This is a genomic window from uncultured Ruegeria sp. (genome assembly GCF_947500045.1).
Lineage (GTDB): Bacteria > Pseudomonadota > Alphaproteobacteria > Rhodobacterales > Rhodobacteraceae > Ruegeria.
Genome location: NZ_CANMQQ010000002.1, coordinates 86,410 through 104,763 on the forward strand (window position 1 = coordinate 86,410; position 18,354 = coordinate 104,763).

The 18,354-nt window shown below is 58.4% G+C and carries 23 protein-coding genes; 12 read left to right on the plus strand and 11 right to left on the minus strand.

Annotated features, from left to right (window positions below; genetic code table 11):
* The first annotated feature begins 201 nt into the window (after nt 1–201).
* Nucleotides 202–651 carry a hypothetical protein gene (locus tag Q1B46_RS03800; RefSeq protein WP_299666239.1) on the plus strand — a complete coding sequence of 150 codons (450 nt, stop codon included), beginning with the start codon at nt 202–204 and terminating at the stop codon, nt 649–651.
* Between the two features lie 77 nt (nt 652–728).
* On the opposite strand, the gene Q1B46_RS03805 is transcribed toward Q1B46_RS03800, so the two are convergent.
* The 3 genes from Q1B46_RS03805 to Q1B46_RS03815 all read right to left on the minus strand — a co-directional run bounded on the left by Q1B46_RS03805 (nt 729) and on the right by Q1B46_RS03815 (nt 2,662).
* Nucleotides 729–1,166: a hypothetical protein gene (locus Q1B46_RS03805; RefSeq protein ID WP_299944872.1), complete on the minus strand. Its 438-nt coding sequence runs from the start codon at nt 1,164–1,166 to the stop codon at nt 729–731.
* A gap of 829 nt (nt 1,167–1,995) precedes the next feature.
* Complete coding sequence (locus Q1B46_RS03810; protein WP_299944874.1) at nt 1,996–2,133, minus strand: entericidin A/B family lipoprotein; 138 nt, start codon at nt 2,131–2,133, stop codon at nt 1,996–1,998.
* 187 nt (nt 2,134–2,320) lie between these two features.
* On the minus strand, nt 2,321–2,662 hold the full coding sequence (locus Q1B46_RS03815) for a metalloregulator ArsR/SmtB family transcription factor (RefSeq protein ID WP_299666230.1): 342 nt from the start codon (nt 2,660–2,662) through the stop codon (nt 2,321–2,323).
* Nucleotides 2,663–2,969: 307 nt separating this feature from the next.
* Here Q1B46_RS03815 and Q1B46_RS03820 point away from each other — a divergent pair, with 307 nt between their 5' ends.
* From Q1B46_RS03820 to Q1B46_RS03845, 6 genes are all read left to right on the plus strand, one after another.
* The gene (locus Q1B46_RS03820; RefSeq protein ID WP_299666227.1) at nt 2,970–3,602 is read left to right on the plus strand and encodes an ATP-dependent Clp protease proteolytic subunit; all 633 of its coding nucleotides are present in this window, start codon (nt 2,970–2,972) and stop codon (nt 3,600–3,602) included.
* Nucleotides 3,603–3,737: 135 nt separating this feature from the next.
* The gene (clpX, locus tag Q1B46_RS03825) at nt 3,738–5,003 is read left to right on the plus strand and encodes an ATP-dependent Clp protease ATP-binding subunit ClpX (protein ID WP_299666224.1); all 1,266 of its coding nucleotides are present in this window, start codon (nt 3,738–3,740) and stop codon (nt 5,001–5,003) included.
* A 212-nt stretch (nt 5,004–5,215) separates the two neighbouring features.
* A complete protein-coding gene (locus Q1B46_RS03830) occupies nt 5,216–5,578 on the plus strand; it encodes a RidA family protein (RefSeq protein WP_299944877.1) in 363 nt (120 codons plus the stop codon).
* A gap of 79 nt (nt 5,579–5,657) precedes the next feature.
* Nucleotides 5,658–6,041 (plus strand): NADH:ubiquinone oxidoreductase subunit NDUFA12, encoded by a 384-nt coding sequence (locus Q1B46_RS03835; RefSeq protein WP_299944879.1) that lies wholly within the window; start codon nt 5,658–5,660, stop codon nt 6,039–6,041.
* An 11-nt stretch (nt 6,042–6,052) separates the two neighbouring features.
* The gene (mlaD, locus tag Q1B46_RS03840) at nt 6,053–6,505 is read left to right on the plus strand and encodes an outer membrane lipid asymmetry maintenance protein MlaD (RefSeq protein ID WP_299666215.1); all 453 of its coding nucleotides are present in this window, start codon (nt 6,053–6,055) and stop codon (nt 6,503–6,505) included.
* Nucleotides 6,502–6,861, plus strand: a complete 360-nt coding sequence (locus tag Q1B46_RS03845; protein WP_299944881.1) for a DUF2155 domain-containing protein — start codon at nt 6,502–6,504, stop codon at nt 6,859–6,861. Before mlaD ends, Q1B46_RS03845 begins: the two co-directional genes overlap by 4 nt.
* On the opposite strand, the gene aat is transcribed toward Q1B46_RS03845, so the two are convergent.
* The 4 genes from aat to Q1B46_RS03865 all read right to left on the minus strand — a co-directional run bounded on the left by aat (nt 6,825) and on the right by Q1B46_RS03865 (nt 10,046).
* Nucleotides 6,825–7,457 (minus strand): leucyl/phenylalanyl-tRNA--protein transferase, encoded by a 633-nt coding sequence (gene aat / locus Q1B46_RS03850; RefSeq protein WP_299944883.1) that lies wholly within the window; start codon nt 7,455–7,457, stop codon nt 6,825–6,827. The genes Q1B46_RS03845 and aat overlap by 37 nt on opposite strands.
* A 48-nt stretch (nt 7,458–7,505) precedes the next feature.
* Nucleotides 7,506–8,855: an acetyl-CoA carboxylase biotin carboxylase subunit gene (gene accC, locus Q1B46_RS03855; RefSeq protein WP_299944885.1), complete on the minus strand. Its 1,350-nt coding sequence runs from the start codon at nt 8,853–8,855 to the stop codon at nt 7,506–7,508.
* Between the two features lie 9 nt (nt 8,856–8,864).
* Nucleotides 8,865–9,359 carry an acetyl-CoA carboxylase biotin carboxyl carrier protein gene (gene accB / locus Q1B46_RS03860; RefSeq protein ID WP_299666205.1) on the minus strand — a complete coding sequence of 165 codons (495 nt, stop codon included), beginning with the start codon at nt 9,357–9,359 and terminating at the stop codon, nt 8,865–8,867.
* Between the two features lie 150 nt (nt 9,360–9,509).
* A complete protein-coding gene (locus tag Q1B46_RS03865) occupies nt 9,510–10,046 on the minus strand; it encodes a LuxR C-terminal-related transcriptional regulator (RefSeq protein WP_299944888.1) in 537 nt (178 codons plus the stop codon).
* Between the two features lie 176 nt (nt 10,047–10,222).
* Between Q1B46_RS03865 and Q1B46_RS03870 the strand changes: the two genes are divergently transcribed.
* The 5 genes from Q1B46_RS03870 (at nt 10,223) to Q1B46_RS03890 (ending at nt 16,135) form a co-directional block, all read left to right on the plus strand.
* A complete protein-coding gene (locus tag Q1B46_RS03870) occupies nt 10,223–11,518 on the plus strand; it encodes a short-chain fatty acyl-CoA regulator family protein (protein ID WP_299944890.1) in 1,296 nt (431 codons plus the stop codon).
* 78 nt (nt 11,519–11,596) lie between these two features.
* Entirely contained in the window at nt 11,597–11,977 is a 381-nt protein-coding gene (locus Q1B46_RS03875; protein WP_299666196.1) for a response regulator, read from the plus strand.
* Nucleotides 11,974–12,294 carry a hypothetical protein gene (locus Q1B46_RS03880; protein ID WP_299944892.1) on the plus strand — a complete coding sequence of 107 codons (321 nt, stop codon included), beginning with the start codon at nt 11,974–11,976 and terminating at the stop codon, nt 12,292–12,294. Before Q1B46_RS03875 ends, Q1B46_RS03880 begins: the two co-directional genes overlap by 4 nt.
* Nucleotides 12,282–14,963, plus strand: coding sequence for an ATP-binding protein (locus Q1B46_RS03885; RefSeq protein ID WP_299944894.1), 2,682 nt, complete (start codon nt 12,282–12,284; stop codon nt 14,961–14,963). The genes Q1B46_RS03880 and Q1B46_RS03885 overlap by 13 nt, the downstream gene beginning before the upstream one ends.
* Before the next feature lie 77 nt (nt 14,964–15,040).
* Complete coding sequence (locus Q1B46_RS03890) at nt 15,041–16,135, plus strand: FliM/FliN family flagellar motor C-terminal domain-containing protein (protein WP_299944897.1); 1,095 nt, start codon at nt 15,041–15,043, stop codon at nt 16,133–16,135.
* A gap of 5 nt (nt 16,136–16,140) precedes the next feature.
* On the opposite strand, the gene Q1B46_RS03895 is transcribed toward Q1B46_RS03890, so the two are convergent.
* The 4 genes from Q1B46_RS03895 to Q1B46_RS03910 are packed head-to-tail and all read right to left on the minus strand — an operon-like array spanning nt 16,141 to nt 18,327.
* Nucleotides 16,141–16,569, minus strand: coding sequence for a TIGR01244 family sulfur transferase (locus Q1B46_RS03895; RefSeq protein ID WP_299666185.1), 429 nt, complete (start codon nt 16,567–16,569; stop codon nt 16,141–16,143).
* A 9-nt stretch (nt 16,570–16,578) separates the two neighbouring features.
* Nucleotides 16,579–17,010, minus strand: coding sequence for a DUF6691 family protein (locus Q1B46_RS03900; RefSeq protein WP_299944899.1), 432 nt, complete (start codon nt 17,008–17,010; stop codon nt 16,579–16,581).
* Nucleotides 17,010–17,438 carry a YeeE/YedE thiosulfate transporter family protein gene (locus tag Q1B46_RS03905; protein ID WP_299944901.1) on the minus strand — a complete coding sequence of 143 codons (429 nt, stop codon included), beginning with the start codon at nt 17,436–17,438 and terminating at the stop codon, nt 17,010–17,012. The genes Q1B46_RS03900 and Q1B46_RS03905 overlap by 1 nt, the downstream gene beginning before the upstream one ends.
* Before the next feature lie 25 nt (nt 17,439–17,463).
* The gene (locus Q1B46_RS03910; RefSeq protein WP_299944903.1) at nt 17,464–18,327 is read right to left on the minus strand and encodes an MBL fold metallo-hydrolase; all 864 of its coding nucleotides are present in this window, start codon (nt 18,325–18,327) and stop codon (nt 17,464–17,466) included.
* Nucleotides 18,328–18,354 lie beyond the last annotated feature (27 nt).

Below are 18,354 nucleotides of genomic sequence, written 5' to 3' on the forward strand. Positions count from 1 at the left end.
GTTTGGCGCGTACCTCTCGTGTATTGAGGGGAAGGGCCTAATCCTCATTAACTCCGCGCTGGCCGATACTTGACTCAAACATTACCGGTTTATGAAGTTTCCCTTAGGTTAGTTGCAACCAGAGGGGCTCCTCCCAATCTGTATGCCACAGCAAGATGTTCGCTTTTGAACTCCAAAAGGTCGCATTCAGGAGGAGATCCCATGACCAGATATATGACTGCCGGAGCAGCCGCTCTGGCCACGAGCTTAGCCCTCGGAACCGCTGCCTTTGCCGACACCACGCCGGACCTGCGCGGAACATGGTTGGGGACGTATACGACTGTTCAACCCAGCCACTATTACAAAGGTGATCAGCCCCGCTTTAATCAGGCCGAATGGTTGCTGGACGTACAAATGCAGGAAGACAATGTCTTCTGGGGACCCAGCAAGTGGCGTCGCGCGGGCGATACCGTTTGGAATGAATACGAAGCCACCGGAACCATCAGCCTCGATGGCTCGGGCGCCATTGGCATGATCGAGACTTCCCCGCTGGTGATCGGCGCAAACGCGTTGATCGATGCGCGGTACGAAGATGGCAAGATATTTGCCGATTTCCGTAGCCTGCGAAACGGAACGACCTACAGCACCGTTCTGGAACGTCAGGTGAACTGAAGCGTCTCTGACCCAAGCGGGGAGGTTAAGGGGGTACGATTGCCGCTCATGTTGTGACTGCGGCAAGGAGTAGTAGGTTACCCCGCTCGGGTCGGAGCGCTTCTCATGAACACGCGTCTCCACAGGGAGGCGACGGGCCGGGCGGCGATTTCGCCGCCCGCGACAGGGTCCAGACCACCGCGTTTGAGAATGCGGCGTTCCTCAGCTCGGGTCATCTGGATCTCGCGAACCTTCAGCGCGGCGTCACGCGCGGTGAGGTAACTGCCGTCCGGCCCAGGTTCCATCCCCGGAATTCCACGCGCCTTCGACCACCACCCGCGCAGCCCGCTGAGCGAGTGTTTTCGTCCGATCCGGTCATCATCCTGCAGGTGCCAGATTCGCTCGGCCTCGGCCATCGACACCAGCGCGGCGATCGGTTTGCCATAGCGGGTCAGAACAATCACCTGACGCGGGTCTTGCGAGAGGGTCGCCAGCTCTCCCAGACGGGCGCGGGCTTGAGAGATGGTCAGGCGCATGGGCGAATCTCCGGTTGTACGATTCGAAGGATTAGGGGGCTGAGTGTTGTACAACTCGGACAATTCACCCCTAACACAGCGTGCGGGGCCTTCGCAGGTGCAGAAATCCAGCGGAATCTGGCCTGTGATCCATGTTAGATTTTTTCCGCCCCCAAGCCTCCGCGATGACGCGAATTCTCGAGTTATCCACATGACTCTCCCAGCGGATATCAACAGTTTATCCCCGGATAAATTTTATGCTGCAGTGCTATTTTCTTGCCGGATCAGGGCGCTGATGTAACAGTCTGGTTACTGCTTCTGATCTTCGGAACAGGGGCGGGATGCAAGGGCCAAGGGGGCCACGGCGGCGAAGGCGGATTTTAGGATTTGTCCCAAGTTGCAATGGCTTACCGGTGGTGGATCAGATGATCTGGACTTCGGTTCGGCTTAGATGGTCAGCCTCTCAGAAGGTCTGAGCGGGCTGCGACGCGACATAGCGCGTGTGGCAGTCGCCAATGCCTCTTCGGGGGCAGAGGCAACTGGATCGGAACGCCCCTCGGGCGGATCGAACCGGCAAGGCGTCAGGAGTGTCCGCAAGGATGCATGCAAAGACCGCGTCTGAGCACCTGACGCCTTTTCCTATTTCAGAACCTTAGGTTCATACAGGCTACCACGCACCACTCTCCGAACTAGAACGGGGTTCTTTCGCTTGCGCAAAAGAACCCCGTAAAAGTGTCAGAAATGCAATGCCGCGTCTATGCACCTGTGCCGCCAACACTACTCTTGTCGAATGGCTGTGACAACTACATATTGCGGATGGACGTTGCCAATGCGCAACATCCGCTCACAATCAGATGTTTTCCTGAACATCCTCAACGGCACCTTGGACGGCTTCGCCAGCCTTTTCGATGTCTTTGCCAGCCCCTTTTGCGGTTTCGCAAGCGGTCAGTGTGAACAGGGCGAGGCCAATCAGAATTGCGCGGATCATCGGTTACTCCATTAGTGCTTGTTTCGAATTGGTTAGCAGCTTTTGGGGGGCAGAGCTACAGCTTTTGTAGGGACATCCGGGAGACATCGTTCACGATCCCGGCCTGGCACTTGTTCGCCCGAGATCGCAGGCTGAGCCGGTCGGGAAAAGTTCGATAACAACCTGTTAAGATGGGGTGACCGGGGCGTTAGCTTGGTTTCTGGCTGCAGAACAGCTCGTAAACCACTTCAAGTATCCGCGCAGGCCGTTCATCCGCCAATCTGTAGTAAATTGTCTTACCGTCCCGCCGAGGCACAACCAGCCCTTCAAGTCTGAGGCGTGACAGCTGCTGGGACACGGCCGCCTGTCGGGCGGATAGCAGTCGTTCCAGCTCGGTCACCGATTTCTCACCGGAAACAAGGTGGCACAGGATCATCAAGCGCCCTTCGTGGCTGATGGCCTTTAGAAAATTCGACGCCTGTGTGGCGTTCTCGACCATCCGGTCAAGTTCGGCCGGCGACATTTCTTCGGTCATCTGCGGAAGAGCCATGATCTTTTTCCTTAATTGCTATTGCCCGAGATCGGGATCGTCTTATGCGACTTCGCTGAGAGTGCCTGTGGTACAATTTCTAGGCATCAATTTCCATATGCACGGATCAAAATAGCGTGATGTGATGAACGCGGCATCAACCCACCCAGACAAAACCTCGCGCAGGAAGGCGAACTGGTGGCCGTCAAATCGACGGAATTCATTGGAACACGCAGCCCCCCTTGCAGCCCCCCTGTGGCAGCACTAAGACTCGGGTAACTCTTCTTCGGGTAATGTCCCGATCCATCGCAAAGCAGGCAGGTTCCACATGTTCGATCCAGTTGACACATATATGAACACTCTCGTCCCCATGGTCGTCGAGCAGACCAGCCGGGGCGAACGCGCGTACGATATCTTTTCGCGCCTTTTGAAAGAACGGATCATTTTCATCAATGGCCCGATCCATGACGGGATGAGCCATCTGGTCGTCGCTCAGCTGTTGCATCTTGAGGCGGACAATCCGAACAAAGAAATCTCGATCTACATCAATTCGCCCGGCGGTGTGGTAACCAGCGGTTTGTCGATTTACGACACAATGCAGTACATCAAGCCGAAATGTTCCACATTGGTGATCGGTCAGGCGGCCTCGATGGGGTCGGTATTGCTGGCCGGGGGCGAGAAAGGGATGCGCTTTTCGCTGCCCAACAGCCGGATCATGGTGCACCAGCCCAGCGGTGGATATCAGGGTCAAGCAAGCGACATCATGATCCACGCGGCCGAGACTCAGAAACTGAAAGATCGCTTGTATGACATCTATGTGCGTCATACCGGGCAGACCAAAAAGGCGGTTGAAAAGGCGCTGGATCGCGACAATTTCATGAGCCCGGAAGAAGCCAAGGATTGGGGTCATATCGACGAGATCGTCGAGAACCGCGCCAAAATGGATGGTGAGGAAGCCTAGGTTCAAATCCGCGCGCGTCTGGCGTGAGGATTGATTTTGAGATTGTAGCTGCCAGAACGCTGGCCTAAGCTGCAGGCAGATACGGCAAGCGCGGCCCTGAGAGGGGCTGCTGAGACGGAGCCCGAGGGGTAAAGCATGGCGACGAATTCAGGCGGAGACGGCAAGAACACGCTCTACTGCAGCTTTTGCGGCAAAAGCCAGCATGAGGTGCGTAAGCTGATCGCAGGCCCGACCGTGTTCATCTGCGACGAATGTGTCGAACTCTGCATGGACATCATCCGTGAAGAGACCAAGGCCAGCGGCCTGAAATCCTCGGACGGTGTGCCGACGCCCAAGGATATCTGCGAGGTTTTGGACGATTACGTGATCGGCCAGGCCACCGCCAAGCGGGTTCTGTCGGTTGCGGTGCACAACCACTACAAGCGTTTGAATCACGCCCAGAAAGCGGGCAGCGATATCGAGCTTGCGAAGTCCAACATTCTGCTGATTGGGCCGACGGGTTGCGGTAAAACCTTGCTGGCGCAAACACTGGCACGAATTCTGGACGTGCCGTTTACAATGGCTGATGCGACCACGCTGACCGAAGCCGGTTATGTAGGAGAGGATGTCGAGAACATCATCCTTAAACTGTTGCAGTCCAGTGAATACAACGTCGAGCGTGCGCAGCGCGGCATCGTCTATATCGACGAGGTCGACAAGATTACGCGGAAGTCTGAGAACCCCTCGATCACCCGCGACGTCTCGGGCGAGGGTGTGCAACAGGCACTGCTGAAACTGATGGAAGGCACCGTGGCCTCCGTGCCGCCACAGGGTGGTCGCAAGCATCCACAGCAAGAGTTCCTGCAAGTGGATACCACGAATATCCTGTTTATCTGTGGTGGCGCATTTGCAGGCCTCGACAAGATCATTGCACAGCGCGGCAAGGGTTCGGCGATGGGCTTTGGGGCCGATGTTCGGGACAACGATGATCGCGGCGTGGGTGAGATATTCAAGGACCTTGAGCCTGAGGACCTGCTGAAGTTCGGCCTGATCCCGGAATTTGTCGGTCGCCTGCCGGTATTGGCGACGCTCGAAGATCTGGACGAAGATGCTCTGGTCACCATCCTGACAAGTCCGAAGAACGCTCTGGTCAAGCAATACCAGCGCCTGTTCGAGCTGGAAGATGCAGAGCTTGCCTTTACTGACGATGCGCTGAAGGCGATCGCCAAGAAGGCGATCGAACGTAAGACCGGTGCGCGTGGCCTGCGCTCGATCCTCGAAGACATCTTGCTGGATACAATGTTTGAACTGCCGGGCATGAAGAACGTGACCGAAGTGGTGGTCAATGAAGAGGCCGTGATGTCAGAGTCTCAGCCATTGATCATCTATGCGGACCCGGCAGAGTCAGCGTCTGCAGGCTAAACAGGTTCTCAACTTAATCGGATCGCTTCCGAAGATGTGAGGAGGGGGCGCGGCCCCCGCCGCGGCGAGCCGCGACTCCCCCGAGATATTTAGAGCCAGATGAAGCAGGGGATCCGGTCTTCATCTGGCTAAAAGTACCTCGGAGCGCGAGGCAGAGCCTCGCAAGTTGTGTGTTCACGCGAAAAGGAAAATTGGTTTGTGAGAGGGGCACAATGACAATCAAGCGCTTGCCGTCGGGTGGTGAATTTGAGGCCAAGGCCGGTTATTGCCGTGCCGTTGTTGCCGGAGGCTGGGTTCATGTCGCCGGAACGGTTGGACAGGGCGAAACTGTGCTCGAACAATGCCGTTCGGCACTTGGTATCATCGAGGCTGCACTGACTGAGGCCGGGGCCTCATTTTCGGATGTGGTGCGTGTAACTTATATGCTGCCGGATCGAACGGAGTTCGCGCCTTGTTGGCCTTTGCTTGCCGAGACCTTCGGGGCCAATCCGCCTGCTGCGACTATGATTGAATGCGGTTTGATTGATCCGAAGTACCGTATCGAAATCGAAGTTACTGCTATCTTGCCGGAATGACGCAAGCAGGGCTTGCGGTACTGGACCTTGGCGTGCCTTTGGTCCATATCTTCGGGGACAGAAATGCCGGAGGCAGACGATGGGAATCCTGAACAGTCTTTTGCGGGCCGTGACCTGGTGGAACGGAGCCACCCTGAATACGCAGATCTACACCTCGCGCAAAGGTGTAAAGGTCGGGGAAGACGACGAAGGTAACGTGTTCTATCGCACCGCCGATGACAGCAGGCGTTGGGTGATCTTCAATGGCGAGGCCGAGGCCAGCCGGATCGACCCCGACTGGCACGGCTGGCTGCATCGCACATGGGATGAGCCGCCGACTGAGAAACCTCTGGCCCACAAATCCTGGGAAAAACCACACCAAGAGAACCTGACCGGAACCGCGCTTGCCTATGCACCGGCTGGGTCTCTGCGTCGTGCCGATCCGGTCGAACGCTCGGACTACGAGGCCTGGACCCCGGAATAGGCGAAACATAGATGTCAAATCATACAAAAACCGAAGTTATCGTCGGCGGTGCCGTGCTGGCTTGCGCCATTGCGTTTGGCGTCTACGCCAGCCAATCCACCGGATTATCTCAGTCCAAAGCAGGATACGAGTTGGGCGCGTCCTTCCGTTCGCTGGAAGGCGTTGGGGTTGGCACAGATGTGCGGCTTGCGGGCGTAAAAATCGGAACGGTGACGGGTGTTACCTTGAATTCTGACACCTACCGCGCAGATACCCAGTTTTCTGTGGCCGATGGAATTCTCATCCCGGATGACAGTGCGGTTGTGATTTCTTCCGAAGGGCTGCTGGGGGGCAACTTTGTTGAGGTTATGCCCGGCGGGTCTCCGTTTTATTTTGAGGCAGGTGATGAGATCGAGGATACACAGGGTGCGGTCAGCCTGATCTCGTTGCTGGTCAAGTTCGTGGCTGGGGACGGCAGCGAATGATACGCGCGGCCCTTGTGGCTTTGTTGGTCACGGCGACCGGAGCCGCGGCACAGCAAAAGGCCGAATCCGGCCTCGGAGCCATGTTGCGTGGGCTCGATAAAGTCAACGGGCAGACCGTGGATATCGAGGTGCAGAACGGACAGACGGTGACGGTGTTCGGATTGGATGTCGCTCTGGGTGACTGCCGGTATCCGGCCGAGAATCCAACGGGTGATGCGTTTGCCTACCTAACCATCTGGGAGCAGGGCAAGGCGCAGCAACTGTTTGATGGCTGGATGATCGCGACTTCCCCCGCGCTGAATGCGCTGGATCACGCGCGTTACGATGTCTGGGTGATCCGTTGTATGACACCCTGAGGGGTCTGTTTCAGGTCCGCGGTGAAATCTGCGCTCAGTTCAAGCGCCTGTCTCAACTCACCATGATAGGCGGCCCGCCGGATTTCGATTGCACCCATTGAGGCCAGATGTGCGGTCAGGAATTGCGTATCAAACAGCGTAAATCCGGTTTGACGCAACCGGTCGACCAGATAAGCTAGGGCGATCTTCGACGCGTCTGTGCGCCGTGAGAACATGCTTTCTCCGAAAAAGGCAGACCCCAGAACCACGCCATAGACGCCGCCGATCAGCGAGGGGCCATCCCAAACCTCAAGCGAGTGCGCCCGGTCGGCGCGATGCAGGTCCTGATAAAGACGACGTAATTCGGGATTGATCCAGGTATCCGCCCGGTCGGCGCAGCCATCGACCACGCCCACGAAGTCTTGATCGATGCTGACTGTATATCCACAGGTTCGGATCCGCCGCGCCAAGCTGCGAGAGATATGAAATCCATCCAGTGGGAAAATACCCCGGAACTTTGGATCGACCCAGAAAAGTTCGAGGTCGTCACGGTGTTCAGCCATCGGAAAAATACCGATAGAATAGCCATGCAGCAAAAGTTCGGGGGAAAGACTCATGCCGGATGCCCTGGGGTTGAAAGGCAGTGACCTTCCAACCCCTTGTTCTTATTCGGCCATGTTCTCCGCAAGCCATTTCTCCAGCCAGTGGATATTGTAGTCTCCGCTGTGGATGTCGGGCTCTTGCAGCAAGGCGTGGAACAGCGGCACGGTTGTGTCGATGCCGTCGACGATCAACTCACCTAGTGCGCGGTTCAGACGGGCCAGCGCCTCATCCCGGTCTCGGCCCTGAACAATCAGCTTGCCGATCAGCGAGTCGTAGTAAGGCGGGATCGAGTACCCGTCATAGAGCGCCGAATCCATCCGTACACCCAGACCGCCCGGCGCGTGATAGGCTGTGATCTTACCCGGGCAGGGTGAGAAGTTGGGCAGTTTCTCAGCGTTGATCCGGACCTCGATGGCGTGGCCGTTGATCTCAAGGTCGTCCTGACCGAACGACATCGGCTCACCTGCCGCGACAAGAATTTGCTCGCGCACCAGATCGACGCCAAAGATGCCCTCGGTTACCGGGTGTTCGACCTGCAGGCGGGTGTTCATTTCGATGAAATAGAACTCACCGTTTTCATACAGGAACTCGATAGTGCCCGCGCCGATATAGTTGATCTTGGCGACCGCGTCGGCACAGACCTTACCGATCCTTGCGCGTTCTTCCTGGGTGATGCAGGGGCCGGGGGCCTCTTCAAACACCTTCTGGTGGCGACGCTGTAGCGAACAGTCACGCTCGCCCAGATGAACCGCCTTGCCTTTGCCGTCACCAAAGACCTGAATCTCGATGTGGCGCGGGGTCGTGAGGTATTTCTCGATATAGACTTCGTCATTGCCAAAGGCAGCTTTGCCTTCAGCCCGCGCAGTCATGAATGCGCTTTCCATTTCATCGGCGCTCATCGCGACTTTCATGCCGCGACCACCGCCACCAGCAGTGGCTTTGATGATGACCGGATAGCCGAACTCTTCACCGATGCGCTTGGCGTCGGCCAGCGTGGGAACACCGCCGTCGGAGCCGGGAACGCAAGGGACACCCAGTTCCCTCATCGTGTCCTTGGCAGTGATCTTGTCCCCCATCACGCGGATATGCTCGGCGGTGGGGCCGATGAACGTGATGCCGTGATCTTCGACGATCTGCACGAACTCGGCATTCTCGGACAAGAAGCCATAGCCGGGATGGATCGCCTGCGCGCCGGTGATTTCACAGGCCGAAATGATCGCGGGCACAGACAGATAGCTCTGCGGGCTGGGCGGAGGGCCGATGCACACCGATTCGTCCGCCATGCGCACGTGCATCGCGTCGCTGTCAGCGGTGGAATGGACAGCAACCGTCTTGACGCCCATCTCGCGCGCGGCACGGATCACACGCAGGGCGATCTCGCCTCGGTTGGCAATCAGGATTTTGTCGAACATGTGCCCGCCTTACTCAACAATGACCAGAGGCGTGCCGAATTCCACAGCGTCGCCATCGCCGACCAGAATGCGCTTGATGGTGCCTGATTTGGGTGCGTGGATGTGGTTCATGGTTTTCATCGCCTCGACGATCAACAACGTGTCGCCTTCGGATATCGAAGCACCAACCGTGATGAACGACGGCGCACCTGGTTCGGGCTGCATGTAGACAGTTCCAACCATGGGCGAGGTGACGGCACCAGGGTGGCTGGCAGGATCGTCCGCGGCGGCAGGGGCTTCGGCCGCAGCAGGGGCGGCGACAGGCGCGGGTGCTGCTGGCGCAGCCGTAGGAACCGCAACCTGAACCGGAGCTACAGTCTGCGACATGCGGCTCACACGGACATTCAGGCTGTCGTCATCGCCATAGTCCCGCTTGACCTGCAGTTCGGTCAGATCATTTTCGCGCAGCAATTCCGCCAGTGCCTTGATAAACGCGACATCCGCTTCGTGTTTGGTATCTGTCATGAGTGTCCTCGAAGGTTCCCCTATGGCCCGTCTGTTCCCTGCGGGCTTGGTCTGATTACGCAGCGTTATAAGCTATGCCGACGTCCATGAAAAGCGTCGACTGAACCTGATAAATGGGGGTTTTAGCGTCAATTTCGAGTGCCGGTGCGATTACAGCGGCGTTCCCGACAATTTCGCCACCAGTTCTGGCAGTTTACGGGCGCCGTATTTCTCTAACAAGCGGGCGCGGTAGGCTTCGATCGTGCGGTAACTTAGCCCCAGTTCGGCGCCGATTTCCTTCGCAGATAACCCCCGACAGGACAGGATTGCGACCTCTCGTTCGCGGGTCGTCAGTTCTACCAGCGGGCGTTCCTCCGAGATGTCTGAAAAACTCCAGATTCCGTGACGAAACGGGTCGTCTGGCGTTAGCGACCGGCCCCGTGCACGGCACCAGAACAGATCTCCGTCGCGCCGCCGCATGACCCGTTCGTCGGTGTAATACCCGGTGTCGCGCATCACCTGCAGACTGCGCGCGCCAATCCGTTCCCAGTCGGCCACCGATGGATAAAGATGCAGCAAAGGCATGTTGCGATAGTCGGCTTCGTCCCCGCCGAAGGTCCGCGCGAACTGAAGATTGCAACGGCGAATGATCCGGTTTTCCAGCTCGACAAGCCCGATGGGTGCATATTCGAAGGCGGTATCACTCATATACCTATGGTGACGGGTATTGTGCTGAAAGAGAAGGGTGGGCGGCAGGAAAGAAAGGGTTTCTTTCCCTTGGCACTGTTAAGGTTGTTAATCTTCTTTGAAAATTAATCGTTAATAAGCTAAGATCATTTAATTAATCTGCAAATAAATGTACCGCAAGTACGGATCTAGAAGCGATGCGAGACACCCTGACCGGAAGCCGAATACGTGAAAGGCGGCAAATTTCCGGGATGCGTCAGGCCGAGTTGGCGCGGCAGGTTGGGATTTCAGCGTCTTATCTGAACCTGATCGAACACAATCGCCGTCGTATCGGGGGCAAGCTGCTGGTTGATATCGCGACGGCGTTGTCGGTCGAGCCGTCTTTGCTGACGCAGGGGATCGAAGAGACGCTCATCTCAGCCCTGCGCGAGGCTGCGGCGGATGCGGTGGGCCAAAAGGCCGAGGTGGACGGGCTCGAAGAATTTGCCGGGCGCTTTCCCGGCTGGTCCGGTGTTCTGGCGCAAATGCACCGCCGCGTGGTGTCGTTGGAGCGTACCGTGGAAATCATGTCAGACCGGCTGACACATGACCCTCATCTGGCAGCTTCGATGCACGAGGTGCTGTCGACCGCCGCCGCCATCCGCTCGACCGCCGCGATTCTGGCCGAGCCGGGAGAGATTGAGGCTGAATGGCGCGATCGTTTCCATCGCAACCTGCATCAGGATGCAGAACGCCTGGCAGAAAGTTCCAAGGCGCTTGTGACCTATCTGGATGACAGTGATGGGCAACGTGATCTGCGTGGCATCCCTTTGGATGCGGTCGAGGCGTTTTTTGCCGAACAGGGATATCATTTTCCGGAACTCGAAGCCGGGGGGCAACCGACCGAAGTGCCCCTGGCTGAGCTCGGGTCGGCAGCAGCTAACACTGTGGCTTCGGAATTGCTGAATCTATACGCAGCCGACGCGCGGGCCATGCCGCTGGATCAGATCTGCGCCGCGCTTGATGCGGCAGATCCCGACCCCCTCGCGCTTGCGGCGGCATTTTCGGTGGATCTGGCCACGGTGTTTCGGCGGCTCGCCTTTCTGCCCGAAGGAACGCTTGCACGTACGGCAGGGCTGGTGATCTGCGACGCCTCGGGCAGCGTTCTGTTCTACAAGCCCTCGCCCGGTTTCGCATTACCGCGTCATGGTGAAGCCTGTCCGCTTTGGCCTTTGTTTACCGCACTGAACAGACCTTTGGTTCCGATCCGAAAACGCGTTGTGCAACTTGGTCGAACCGCAGCCCAGTTCGAATGTTTCGCCATCGCCTCGCCCCAACCGGCCGATACGTTCGGGGCCGAGCCGGTCTACCGTTCGGTTATGCTGGTGCTGCCGGTCGAAGATACCGTTCAACCAGCGGAAAACGTGGCGCAGGCCGGGGCCAGTTGTCGAATATGCCCAAGACGCGATTGCAGCGCACGCCGCGAGCCGTCGATCTTGAGCGAAGGGTTTTGACAGTTTCGTGACGCTGCGCTTAAGCTGGTCTGGACGGGTGGCCGGATGTGCAACCGGTCATGGGGAGGACATGAAAATATGAGCCGTAAGGTTCTGTTGATCGAGGATGAGCCCAATATCACCGAGGCGATCCGTTTCTTGCTGACGCGCGAAGGGTGGCAGGTTGAAACCCATGCCGAGGGCACGGATGCGGTGCAGGTTATCCTGTCCGCCCAACCCGATCTGGTGATTCTGGATGTAATGCTGCCGGGCAAAAGCGGAATGGATGTGCTGCGCGATCTGCGCGAGCATGACCAGATGAAGGCATTGCCGGTTCTGATGCTGACCGCGCGCGGTCAATCCCGCGATCGCGAAATGGCCGAAAAGGCAGGGGTCAGTCGTTTCATGACCAAGCCGTTTTCAAATACCGAGGTTTTGACAGCGGTCCGTGACCTGCATGCGCAGGCGTCCCAGTCATGAGCTCTGCGGGTGACGGCAAAGACCGGCCTTCGCCGGTCCGACCGTCTCTGTTTCTTGAGCGGCAAAGTTATCGTCGGCGCAGATTGGCAGATGCGGCGCGGCTGCTGCCGTTTCTTGGGGCCGCCATGCTCGCACTGCCCTTGCTCTGGCCGGATGACAGCGAAGGTGCCGAGCCGCTGACGCTCTCTGCGGCTATGTTTTACATCTTTGCCTGTTGGGGGGCTCTGATCCTGATCAGTGTGGTCTTCGGAATTGCTGCCAGACGTTTGGCAGCCCGCGAAAACGCCGACCCTGAGGCCGAGACATGGCAACGCTGAACGTCCTGATTCTGGTCTGTCTGGGCTATGTGGTGCTGCTGTTCAGCGTGGCTTTTGCCGCTGATCGGGTTGCAGCGCGCGGAGGTGGCAAGTGGCTGCGGTCCCCGCTGATCTACACCCTGTCGCTGTCGATCTATTGCACCGCATGGACATTTTATGGCGCCGTCGGCAACGCCGCGCGCTCGGGGCTGGAATTCGTGACCATCTATCTTGGTCCGACCTTGGTGATGGTCAGTTGGTGGTGGGGGCTGCGCAAGCTGGTGCGCATCGGGCGCAGCCAGCGTGTCACTTCCATCGCTGACTTGATCTCGTCGCGCTATGGTAAGTCCAACACGCTGGCGGTCTGCGTGACCATTTTGGCGGTGCTGGGTGGCACGCCTTATATCGCGTTGCAATTGCAGTCGATCACACTGTCGTTTTCGATCTTTGCCGAGGCTGATCCAACCGGCCTATACCGTGAAGGGTCCAGTGTATTCTGGGTGGCTGCAGGTTTGGCCGTCTTCGCGATCCTTTTCGGCACCCGCAATCTGGACGCCAACGAACGCCACCACGGCGTTGTCACGGCTATCGCGTTGGAATCGGTGGTGAAGCTGTTCGCCCTGCTGGCTGTTGGCATCTTTGTCGTCTGGGGCGTTGCAGGCGGCTTGGGACCGATGCTGGATCAGATCGATGCCTCTGAGATCGGACAGTGGCATGTCGATGCGGGGCGCTGGACCACCTTCATCTTCCTTTCGGCAGCGGCTTTTGTCTGCCTACCGAGGATGTTTCAGGTCATGGTGGTCGAGAATGATGACGAAAGCCACCTGCGAACCGCTGCCTGGGCCTTCCCACTCTATCTTCTGCTCATGAGCCTTTTCGTGGTGCCCATTGCCGTGGTCGGACTGGACCTGCTGCCTGAAGGGTCAAATCCTGACCTGTTCGTGCTGACCGTACCGCTGTCGCAGGGCAATGATTGGCTGGCGATGCTGTCATTCATCGGTGGGTTCTCGTCGGCGACGTCAATGGTGATTGTCACCGCGATGGCGCTGTCGACTATGGTGTCGAACCATCTGGTTATGCCGATCTGGCTGAACACGCAGGAAGGCACGGCATCAGTCTCGGGCGACGTGCGAACCATAGTACTGATGGCACGGCGCGTTTCGATCGCGGTGATCATGGCGCTGGGCTACTTCTACTACCGGCTGTCGGGCGGCGGGGCAGCGCTGGCCTCAATCGGCTTGGTGGCGTTTGCGGGCATTTCCCAGATTCTGCCCGCGCTGGTGGGTGGCCTATTCTGGCGCGGTGCCACGCGTACTGGCGCCTTGGTGGGGCTCAGCGTCGGTTTCTTCCTGTGGATCTACACGCTGTTATTGCCTGGTATGGAAGGCGGCATTATCCCCGCCTCGGTGATCGAACACGGCCCCTTCGGTTGGGGGTGGCTGCGCCCGCAGGCCTTGTTCGGGATCGAGGGGATCGATCCGATGGTGCATACGGTCATGTGGTCGCTATCACTGAACACGATCGCTTTCTGCGTCGCCTCGATGCTCAGCTTCCCAAGCCCGCTGGAACGCCTGCAGGGTGCGCAATTTGTCAATGTCTTCGACCATTCGGTTTCGGCGCGCGGCTGGACCGGTTCGGTGGCGCAAAGCGAAGACCTGATGATCATGACCCAACGTATTCTGGGCACCATACCCGCGCAGGAGTTCTTTCAGGCCGAAGCGGAGCGGCAGAATGGCCGACCCGGACGACTTCCCGAACCCACACCGCAGTTTCTGGAACGGCTGGAACGTGAACTCAGCGGCTCGGTTGGTGCCGCAACGGCGCACGCAATGATTGGCCAGATCGTCGGTGGCGCGTCTGTCTCGGTCGAGGACTTGCTGGCCGTGGCCGACGAATCCGCTCAGATGCTGGAATATTCCAGCCAGCTCGAGGCGAAATCGGCTGAACTTAGTCGCACTGCGCGACAGCTACGGGAAGCGAATGCCAAGCTCACGCAGGTCTCGATGCAAAAAGACGCGTTTCTCAGCCAGGTCAGTCATGAATTGCGGACGCCCATGACCTCGATCCGTGCCTTTTCTGAAATCATGCGCGACACGGAAGGCCTAAGCGCCGAAGAGCAGACCCGCTATGCCGCGATTATTCACGATGAGGCGCTGCGGCTGACACGGTTGCTCGACGATCTGCTTGACTTGAGCGTTTTGGAAAGCGGGCAAGTCAGCCTGAACATGGGTGAGGCGACACTGAGCGACGTGTTGAACCGCGCTGTCTCAAGTGCGTTGGCGGGCAGTGATCGCAAGATTGGCGTTCGACGGGTGCGCGCCAGCGAACGCATCCCACTGCACACCGATCTGGACCGGTTGGGGCAGGTGTTCATCAACCTGATTTCGAATGCCCAGAAATACTGTGACGCAGTCGAGCCGGTGTTGACGATTTCCGCCCATGATGTTGGCGGGCAGGTGGTGATTGATTTCATCGACAATGGCGACGGCATCCCACCCGAGGCGCAGTCACTGGTGTTCGAGAAATTCGCCCGCGTCGGCCCGGACAAGGCGGGCGGTGCCGGGCTGGGACTGGCGATCTGCCGCGAGATCATGCAGCGCCTTGGCGGTGAGGTCACCTATCTGCCCGGTCAGGGCGGCGCGGCTTTCCGCGTCAGCCTGCCGCTGGCCTATCGTCAGGCCGCACAATAGCGCCGTCATAAAGACATTCGTAACCCTCGCCGGGTTAGTCATTTGGTCAGAGCATCGACTAACGGCGGTATGGGGCTATGACCACATCAGCACTGGCACGAAAGCTATCTGCAGGGCAAAGCGGTTCTGACGCCCCCCATTCTATCCTGCGTGCGCTGCGATTGGGATTGGCGCGCGCCGCTGGTGAAGGCTTGGGGCTGGCTCTGACGGTTATAGGTGCGAAACAGGCCATACGCGCGCAAGACGACATCGCGCGGCGATTACAGGACGGTTGGTTGTTGCTGCTTTTCGCCTCGGATCAGGGGGGTGTGGCGGCAGTTTGCCTCGATCCGGGATGCGTGTCGGCCATCGTACAGCAGCAGACGATTGCGATGGTCACGGCCGACCCACCGCCCGAACGTCCTTTTACCGACACCGATGCGGCAATGGTTGCGCCGCTGGTTGAAGATATGCTGGGTCGGGCACGCGATCTGGTCGAGGCGCCGCCGGATCTGGCCAGCTTGTCAGGGTTCGAATTTGCCACACGGGCCGAGGATCGGCGCAGCCTGATCCTTGCACTGGTGGATGAGGCATATCGGATGTTCGATCTGAAGGTTGAACTGGCAGGTGGTGCGCGTCAGGCAGAGGTGTTGGTGCTGTTGCCGGATCGCCCTCATTCGTTCGATGAGTGCGCGGATGACCCGGCGCAACCGGGGCTGAGTCTGGATCAGGCGTCGGGCGTGATGCGAGTAGAACTGAACACTGTGATCAGCCGTATGACCGTGCCGCTCACCGCCCTGTCAAACCTGTCGGTCGGGGATGTCCTGCCGCTGCAAGGCGCGCGGGTGGACCGCGTCGAGGTTCTGTCAATCGACCGCACCCGCGCGACGATCGGTCGATTGGGGCAATGCGGCGGAATGCGTGCGGTTCGAATTAATGAAAATCATACGGCACCCATGCTCCCATCCGAAGACCCAGAGGCATTTCTGGTCAGTCAGACCAGTTCGCCCCCTGCATCGGAAGATGATCAAACACCCTCAGCGTTTGACGATGACATCATAAACGAAGATACGCCGCTGAATGTTGGCTCAACCTATCCTGACGATCTGATGGCGATCGGTTCAGAACACGTGGTTGCGGAAATTTCGCAGCTTGCCGGTCTACCTGCACCCGAGGGCAACGGCGCGGAGTAGGGGCGTCAGCCCCGTCCCCGGATCTGTTCAAGCGCTGGGCGCAACCCGTCAAGCTCATAGCCCGCCTTGCCAGTCGCATCGAGGATTTCGTCCGTGCTCAGCTGGTCGCATTGCCCCAGTGCCCAGACCACCGAACACCGTGTGCCAGACGCGCAATACGCCAGAACCGGGCCACTACAGCTTTCGGCCAAATCCTTTTGCAGCGCCACATTCTCGGGCGTCATAGTCTGGTGCGTGAGTTCCAGTACCTCATATTCCATCCCGGCATCGCGCACGGCCTGTCCGATGGCATCAGACTGCTGATCCGGTGGGACTTCGGTGTTTGGGCGGTTGCAGATCACCTTGACGAAGCCTGCCTCGGCGATGGCAGGCACGTCCTCAACCGTGATCTGGGGCGAAACGGCATAGCGGGGGGTAATAGGTCGAATCTCCATGGCAATTGCTTAGGCCGCGCTGGCCATCCTGTCCAGTTGCGCCCCCAGCTTTGGGGCCGCAAACATGCCGACAATCATCGCAACTATGAACACAATTCCGCCAGCGCCACCAAAGCTCAGCGATGCCATCGCTGGTCCGGGGCACAAACCGGCCAGTCCCCAGCCGACCCCAAACAGAACCGATCCGACAATCAGCCGCCGGTCCAGTTCGACGCGGGGCGGTGCTGGAAAGCGGCCTCCGACCAGCGGCGTGCGGTTCCGGGTCAGCTGCCAGGCCACCAGCATGGGCAGGATTGCCCCGCCCATGACAAAGGCGAGCGTCGGGTCCCAATTGCCAAACACATCCAGCCATCCCTGCACCTTGGTGGTGTCAGTCATGCCCGAGATCAAAAGCCCGATACCGAACAGTGACCCGGCGAGAAAGGCATATACGAGACGCATCAGATCACCCCCAAAACATGCCGAAACAGGACTACCGTCAGTCCACCTGCAAGGATGTAAAACACCGTGGCGACGATCCCTCGCAGCGAGAACCGGGAAATTCCGCAAACGCCATGGCCTGAAGTGCAACCATTGGCGATCCGCGTGCCTGCCCCAACCAGCAATCCGGCAAGGATCACGATTGCCAGATCCGGGGTCAGATGTGTCTGCGCCTGAGGCGCGATCAGTGGGCGTAACAGGAACGGCATCCCGATCACCCCAGCGACAAAGGCCAGACGTTCTGCCGTAGCGCTGCGGTCGCTACGCTCAACCAGCCCGCCCAGAATGCCGCTGGCCCCCATGATCCGGCCATTGCACAACAGAAATACCGCAGCGCCAAGACCAATGAACAGGCCTCCGGTCAGTCCCCAGATCCATTCGGTATTCATGTACGATTCCTCTCCCGATCCTGCTTCACAGCTTGTTGACAGGAATTTTCATGAAAACATCGCCTTGTTCATCCGCAGGGGGCATCTGACCGGCCCGCATATTGACCTGCAGCGACGGAAGAATCAGGCGGGGCATTGCCAAAGTTGCATCGCGGGCATCCCGCATCTCGACAAACTCTTCGATGCTGCGGCCCTGACCGATATGAACATTCAGCGCTTTCTGTTCTCCCACCGTGGTTTCCCACGCATATTCGTCCCGACCGGGTGCCTTATAATCATGTCCCACGAAAATCCGCGTTTCATCGGGTAAAGACAAAATCCGTTGGATCGAGGCAAATAGATCCTCCGAAGATCCGCCCGGAAAATCGCAACGCGCGGTGCCGAAATCCGGCATGAACAGCGTGTCGCCTACAAAGGCCGCATCGCCGATCACGTATGTCATGCAGGCAGGGGTGTGGCCGGGCGTATGCAGGACGTCGCCGCGCATCTGACCGATGTGAAAACTGCTGCCTTCGGTGAACAGGGCATCGAATTGGCTGCCATCGCGCTGGAATTCAGTACCTTCGTTGAAAACCTTGCCGAATGTGTCCTGAACGACCACGATATTTTCACCGATCCCGATTTTTCCGCCCAGCTTTTCCTGCAGATAAGGAGCTGCCGACAGATGGTCGGCATGGACATGGCTTTCCAGTATCCATTCTACCTTGAGCGCTTTTTCCGTCACGTACTCCACGATCTGATCCGCCGAACCGGTATCGGTACGTCCCGAGGCGTGATCGAAATCCAGAACACTGTCGATAATGGCGCAGGACCGGCCCTCGGGTTCCTGCACAACGTACGAGACGGTGAACGTCTGGGTGTCGAAAAAGGCTTTCACAATGGGCGTCATGGGATTCTCCGTTCGGCTTTCATTCAT

Coding starts and splice junctions, on each gene's coding strand:
- Q1B46_RS03800 (WP_299666239.1), top strand. CDS start 202: ATGACCAGATATATGACTGCCGGAGCAGCCGCTCTGGCCACGAGCTTA.
- Q1B46_RS03805 (WP_299944872.1), bottom strand. CDS start 1,166: ATGCGCCTGACCATCTCTCAAGCCCGCGCCCGTCTGGGAGAGCTGGCG.
- Q1B46_RS03810 (WP_299944874.1), bottom strand. CDS start 2,133: ATGATCCGCGCAATTCTGATTGGCCTCGCCCTGTTCACACTGACCGCT.
- Q1B46_RS03815 (WP_299666230.1), bottom strand. CDS start 2,662: ATGGCTCTTCCGCAGATGACCGAAGAAATGTCGCCGGCCGAACTTGAC.
- Q1B46_RS03820 (WP_299666227.1), top strand. CDS start 2,970: ATGTTCGATCCAGTTGACACATATATGAACACTCTCGTCCCCATGGTC.
- clpX (WP_299666224.1), top strand. CDS start 3,738: ATGGCGACGAATTCAGGCGGAGACGGCAAGAACACGCTCTACTGCAGC.
- Q1B46_RS03830 (WP_299944877.1), top strand. CDS start 5,216: ATGACAATCAAGCGCTTGCCGTCGGGTGGTGAATTTGAGGCCAAGGCC.
- Q1B46_RS03835 (WP_299944879.1), top strand. CDS start 5,658: ATGGGAATCCTGAACAGTCTTTTGCGGGCCGTGACCTGGTGGAACGGA.
- mlaD (WP_299666215.1), top strand. CDS start 6,053: ATGTCAAATCATACAAAAACCGAAGTTATCGTCGGCGGTGCCGTGCTG.
- Q1B46_RS03845 (WP_299944881.1), top strand. CDS start 6,502: ATGATACGCGCGGCCCTTGTGGCTTTGTTGGTCACGGCGACCGGAGCC.
- aat (WP_299944883.1), bottom strand. CDS start 7,457: ATGAGTCTTTCCCCCGAACTTTTGCTGCATGGCTATTCTATCGGTATT.
- accC (WP_299944885.1), bottom strand. CDS start 8,855: ATGTTCGACAAAATCCTGATTGCCAACCGAGGCGAGATCGCCCTGCGT.
- accB (WP_299666205.1), bottom strand. CDS start 9,359: ATGACAGATACCAAACACGAAGCGGATGTCGCGTTTATCAAGGCACTG.
- Q1B46_RS03865 (WP_299944888.1), bottom strand. CDS start 10,046: ATGAGTGATACCGCCTTCGAATATGCACCCATCGGGCTTGTCGAGCTG.
- Q1B46_RS03870 (WP_299944890.1), top strand. CDS start 10,223: ATGCGAGACACCCTGACCGGAAGCCGAATACGTGAAAGGCGGCAAATT.
- Q1B46_RS03875 (WP_299666196.1), top strand. CDS start 11,597: ATGAGCCGTAAGGTTCTGTTGATCGAGGATGAGCCCAATATCACCGAG.
- Q1B46_RS03880 (WP_299944892.1), top strand. CDS start 11,974: ATGAGCTCTGCGGGTGACGGCAAAGACCGGCCTTCGCCGGTCCGACCG.
- Q1B46_RS03885 (WP_299944894.1), top strand. CDS start 12,282: ATGGCAACGCTGAACGTCCTGATTCTGGTCTGTCTGGGCTATGTGGTG.
- Q1B46_RS03890 (WP_299944897.1), top strand. CDS start 15,041: ATGACCACATCAGCACTGGCACGAAAGCTATCTGCAGGGCAAAGCGGT.
- Q1B46_RS03895 (WP_299666185.1), bottom strand. CDS start 16,569: ATGGAGATTCGACCTATTACCCCCCGCTATGCCGTTTCGCCCCAGATC.
- Q1B46_RS03900 (WP_299944899.1), bottom strand. CDS start 17,010: ATGCGTCTCGTATATGCCTTTCTCGCCGGGTCACTGTTCGGTATCGGG.
- Q1B46_RS03905 (WP_299944901.1), bottom strand. CDS start 17,438: ATGAATACCGAATGGATCTGGGGACTGACCGGAGGCCTGTTCATTGGT.
- Q1B46_RS03910 (WP_299944903.1), bottom strand. CDS start 18,327: ATGACGCCCATTGTGAAAGCCTTTTTCGACACCCAGACGTTCACCGTC.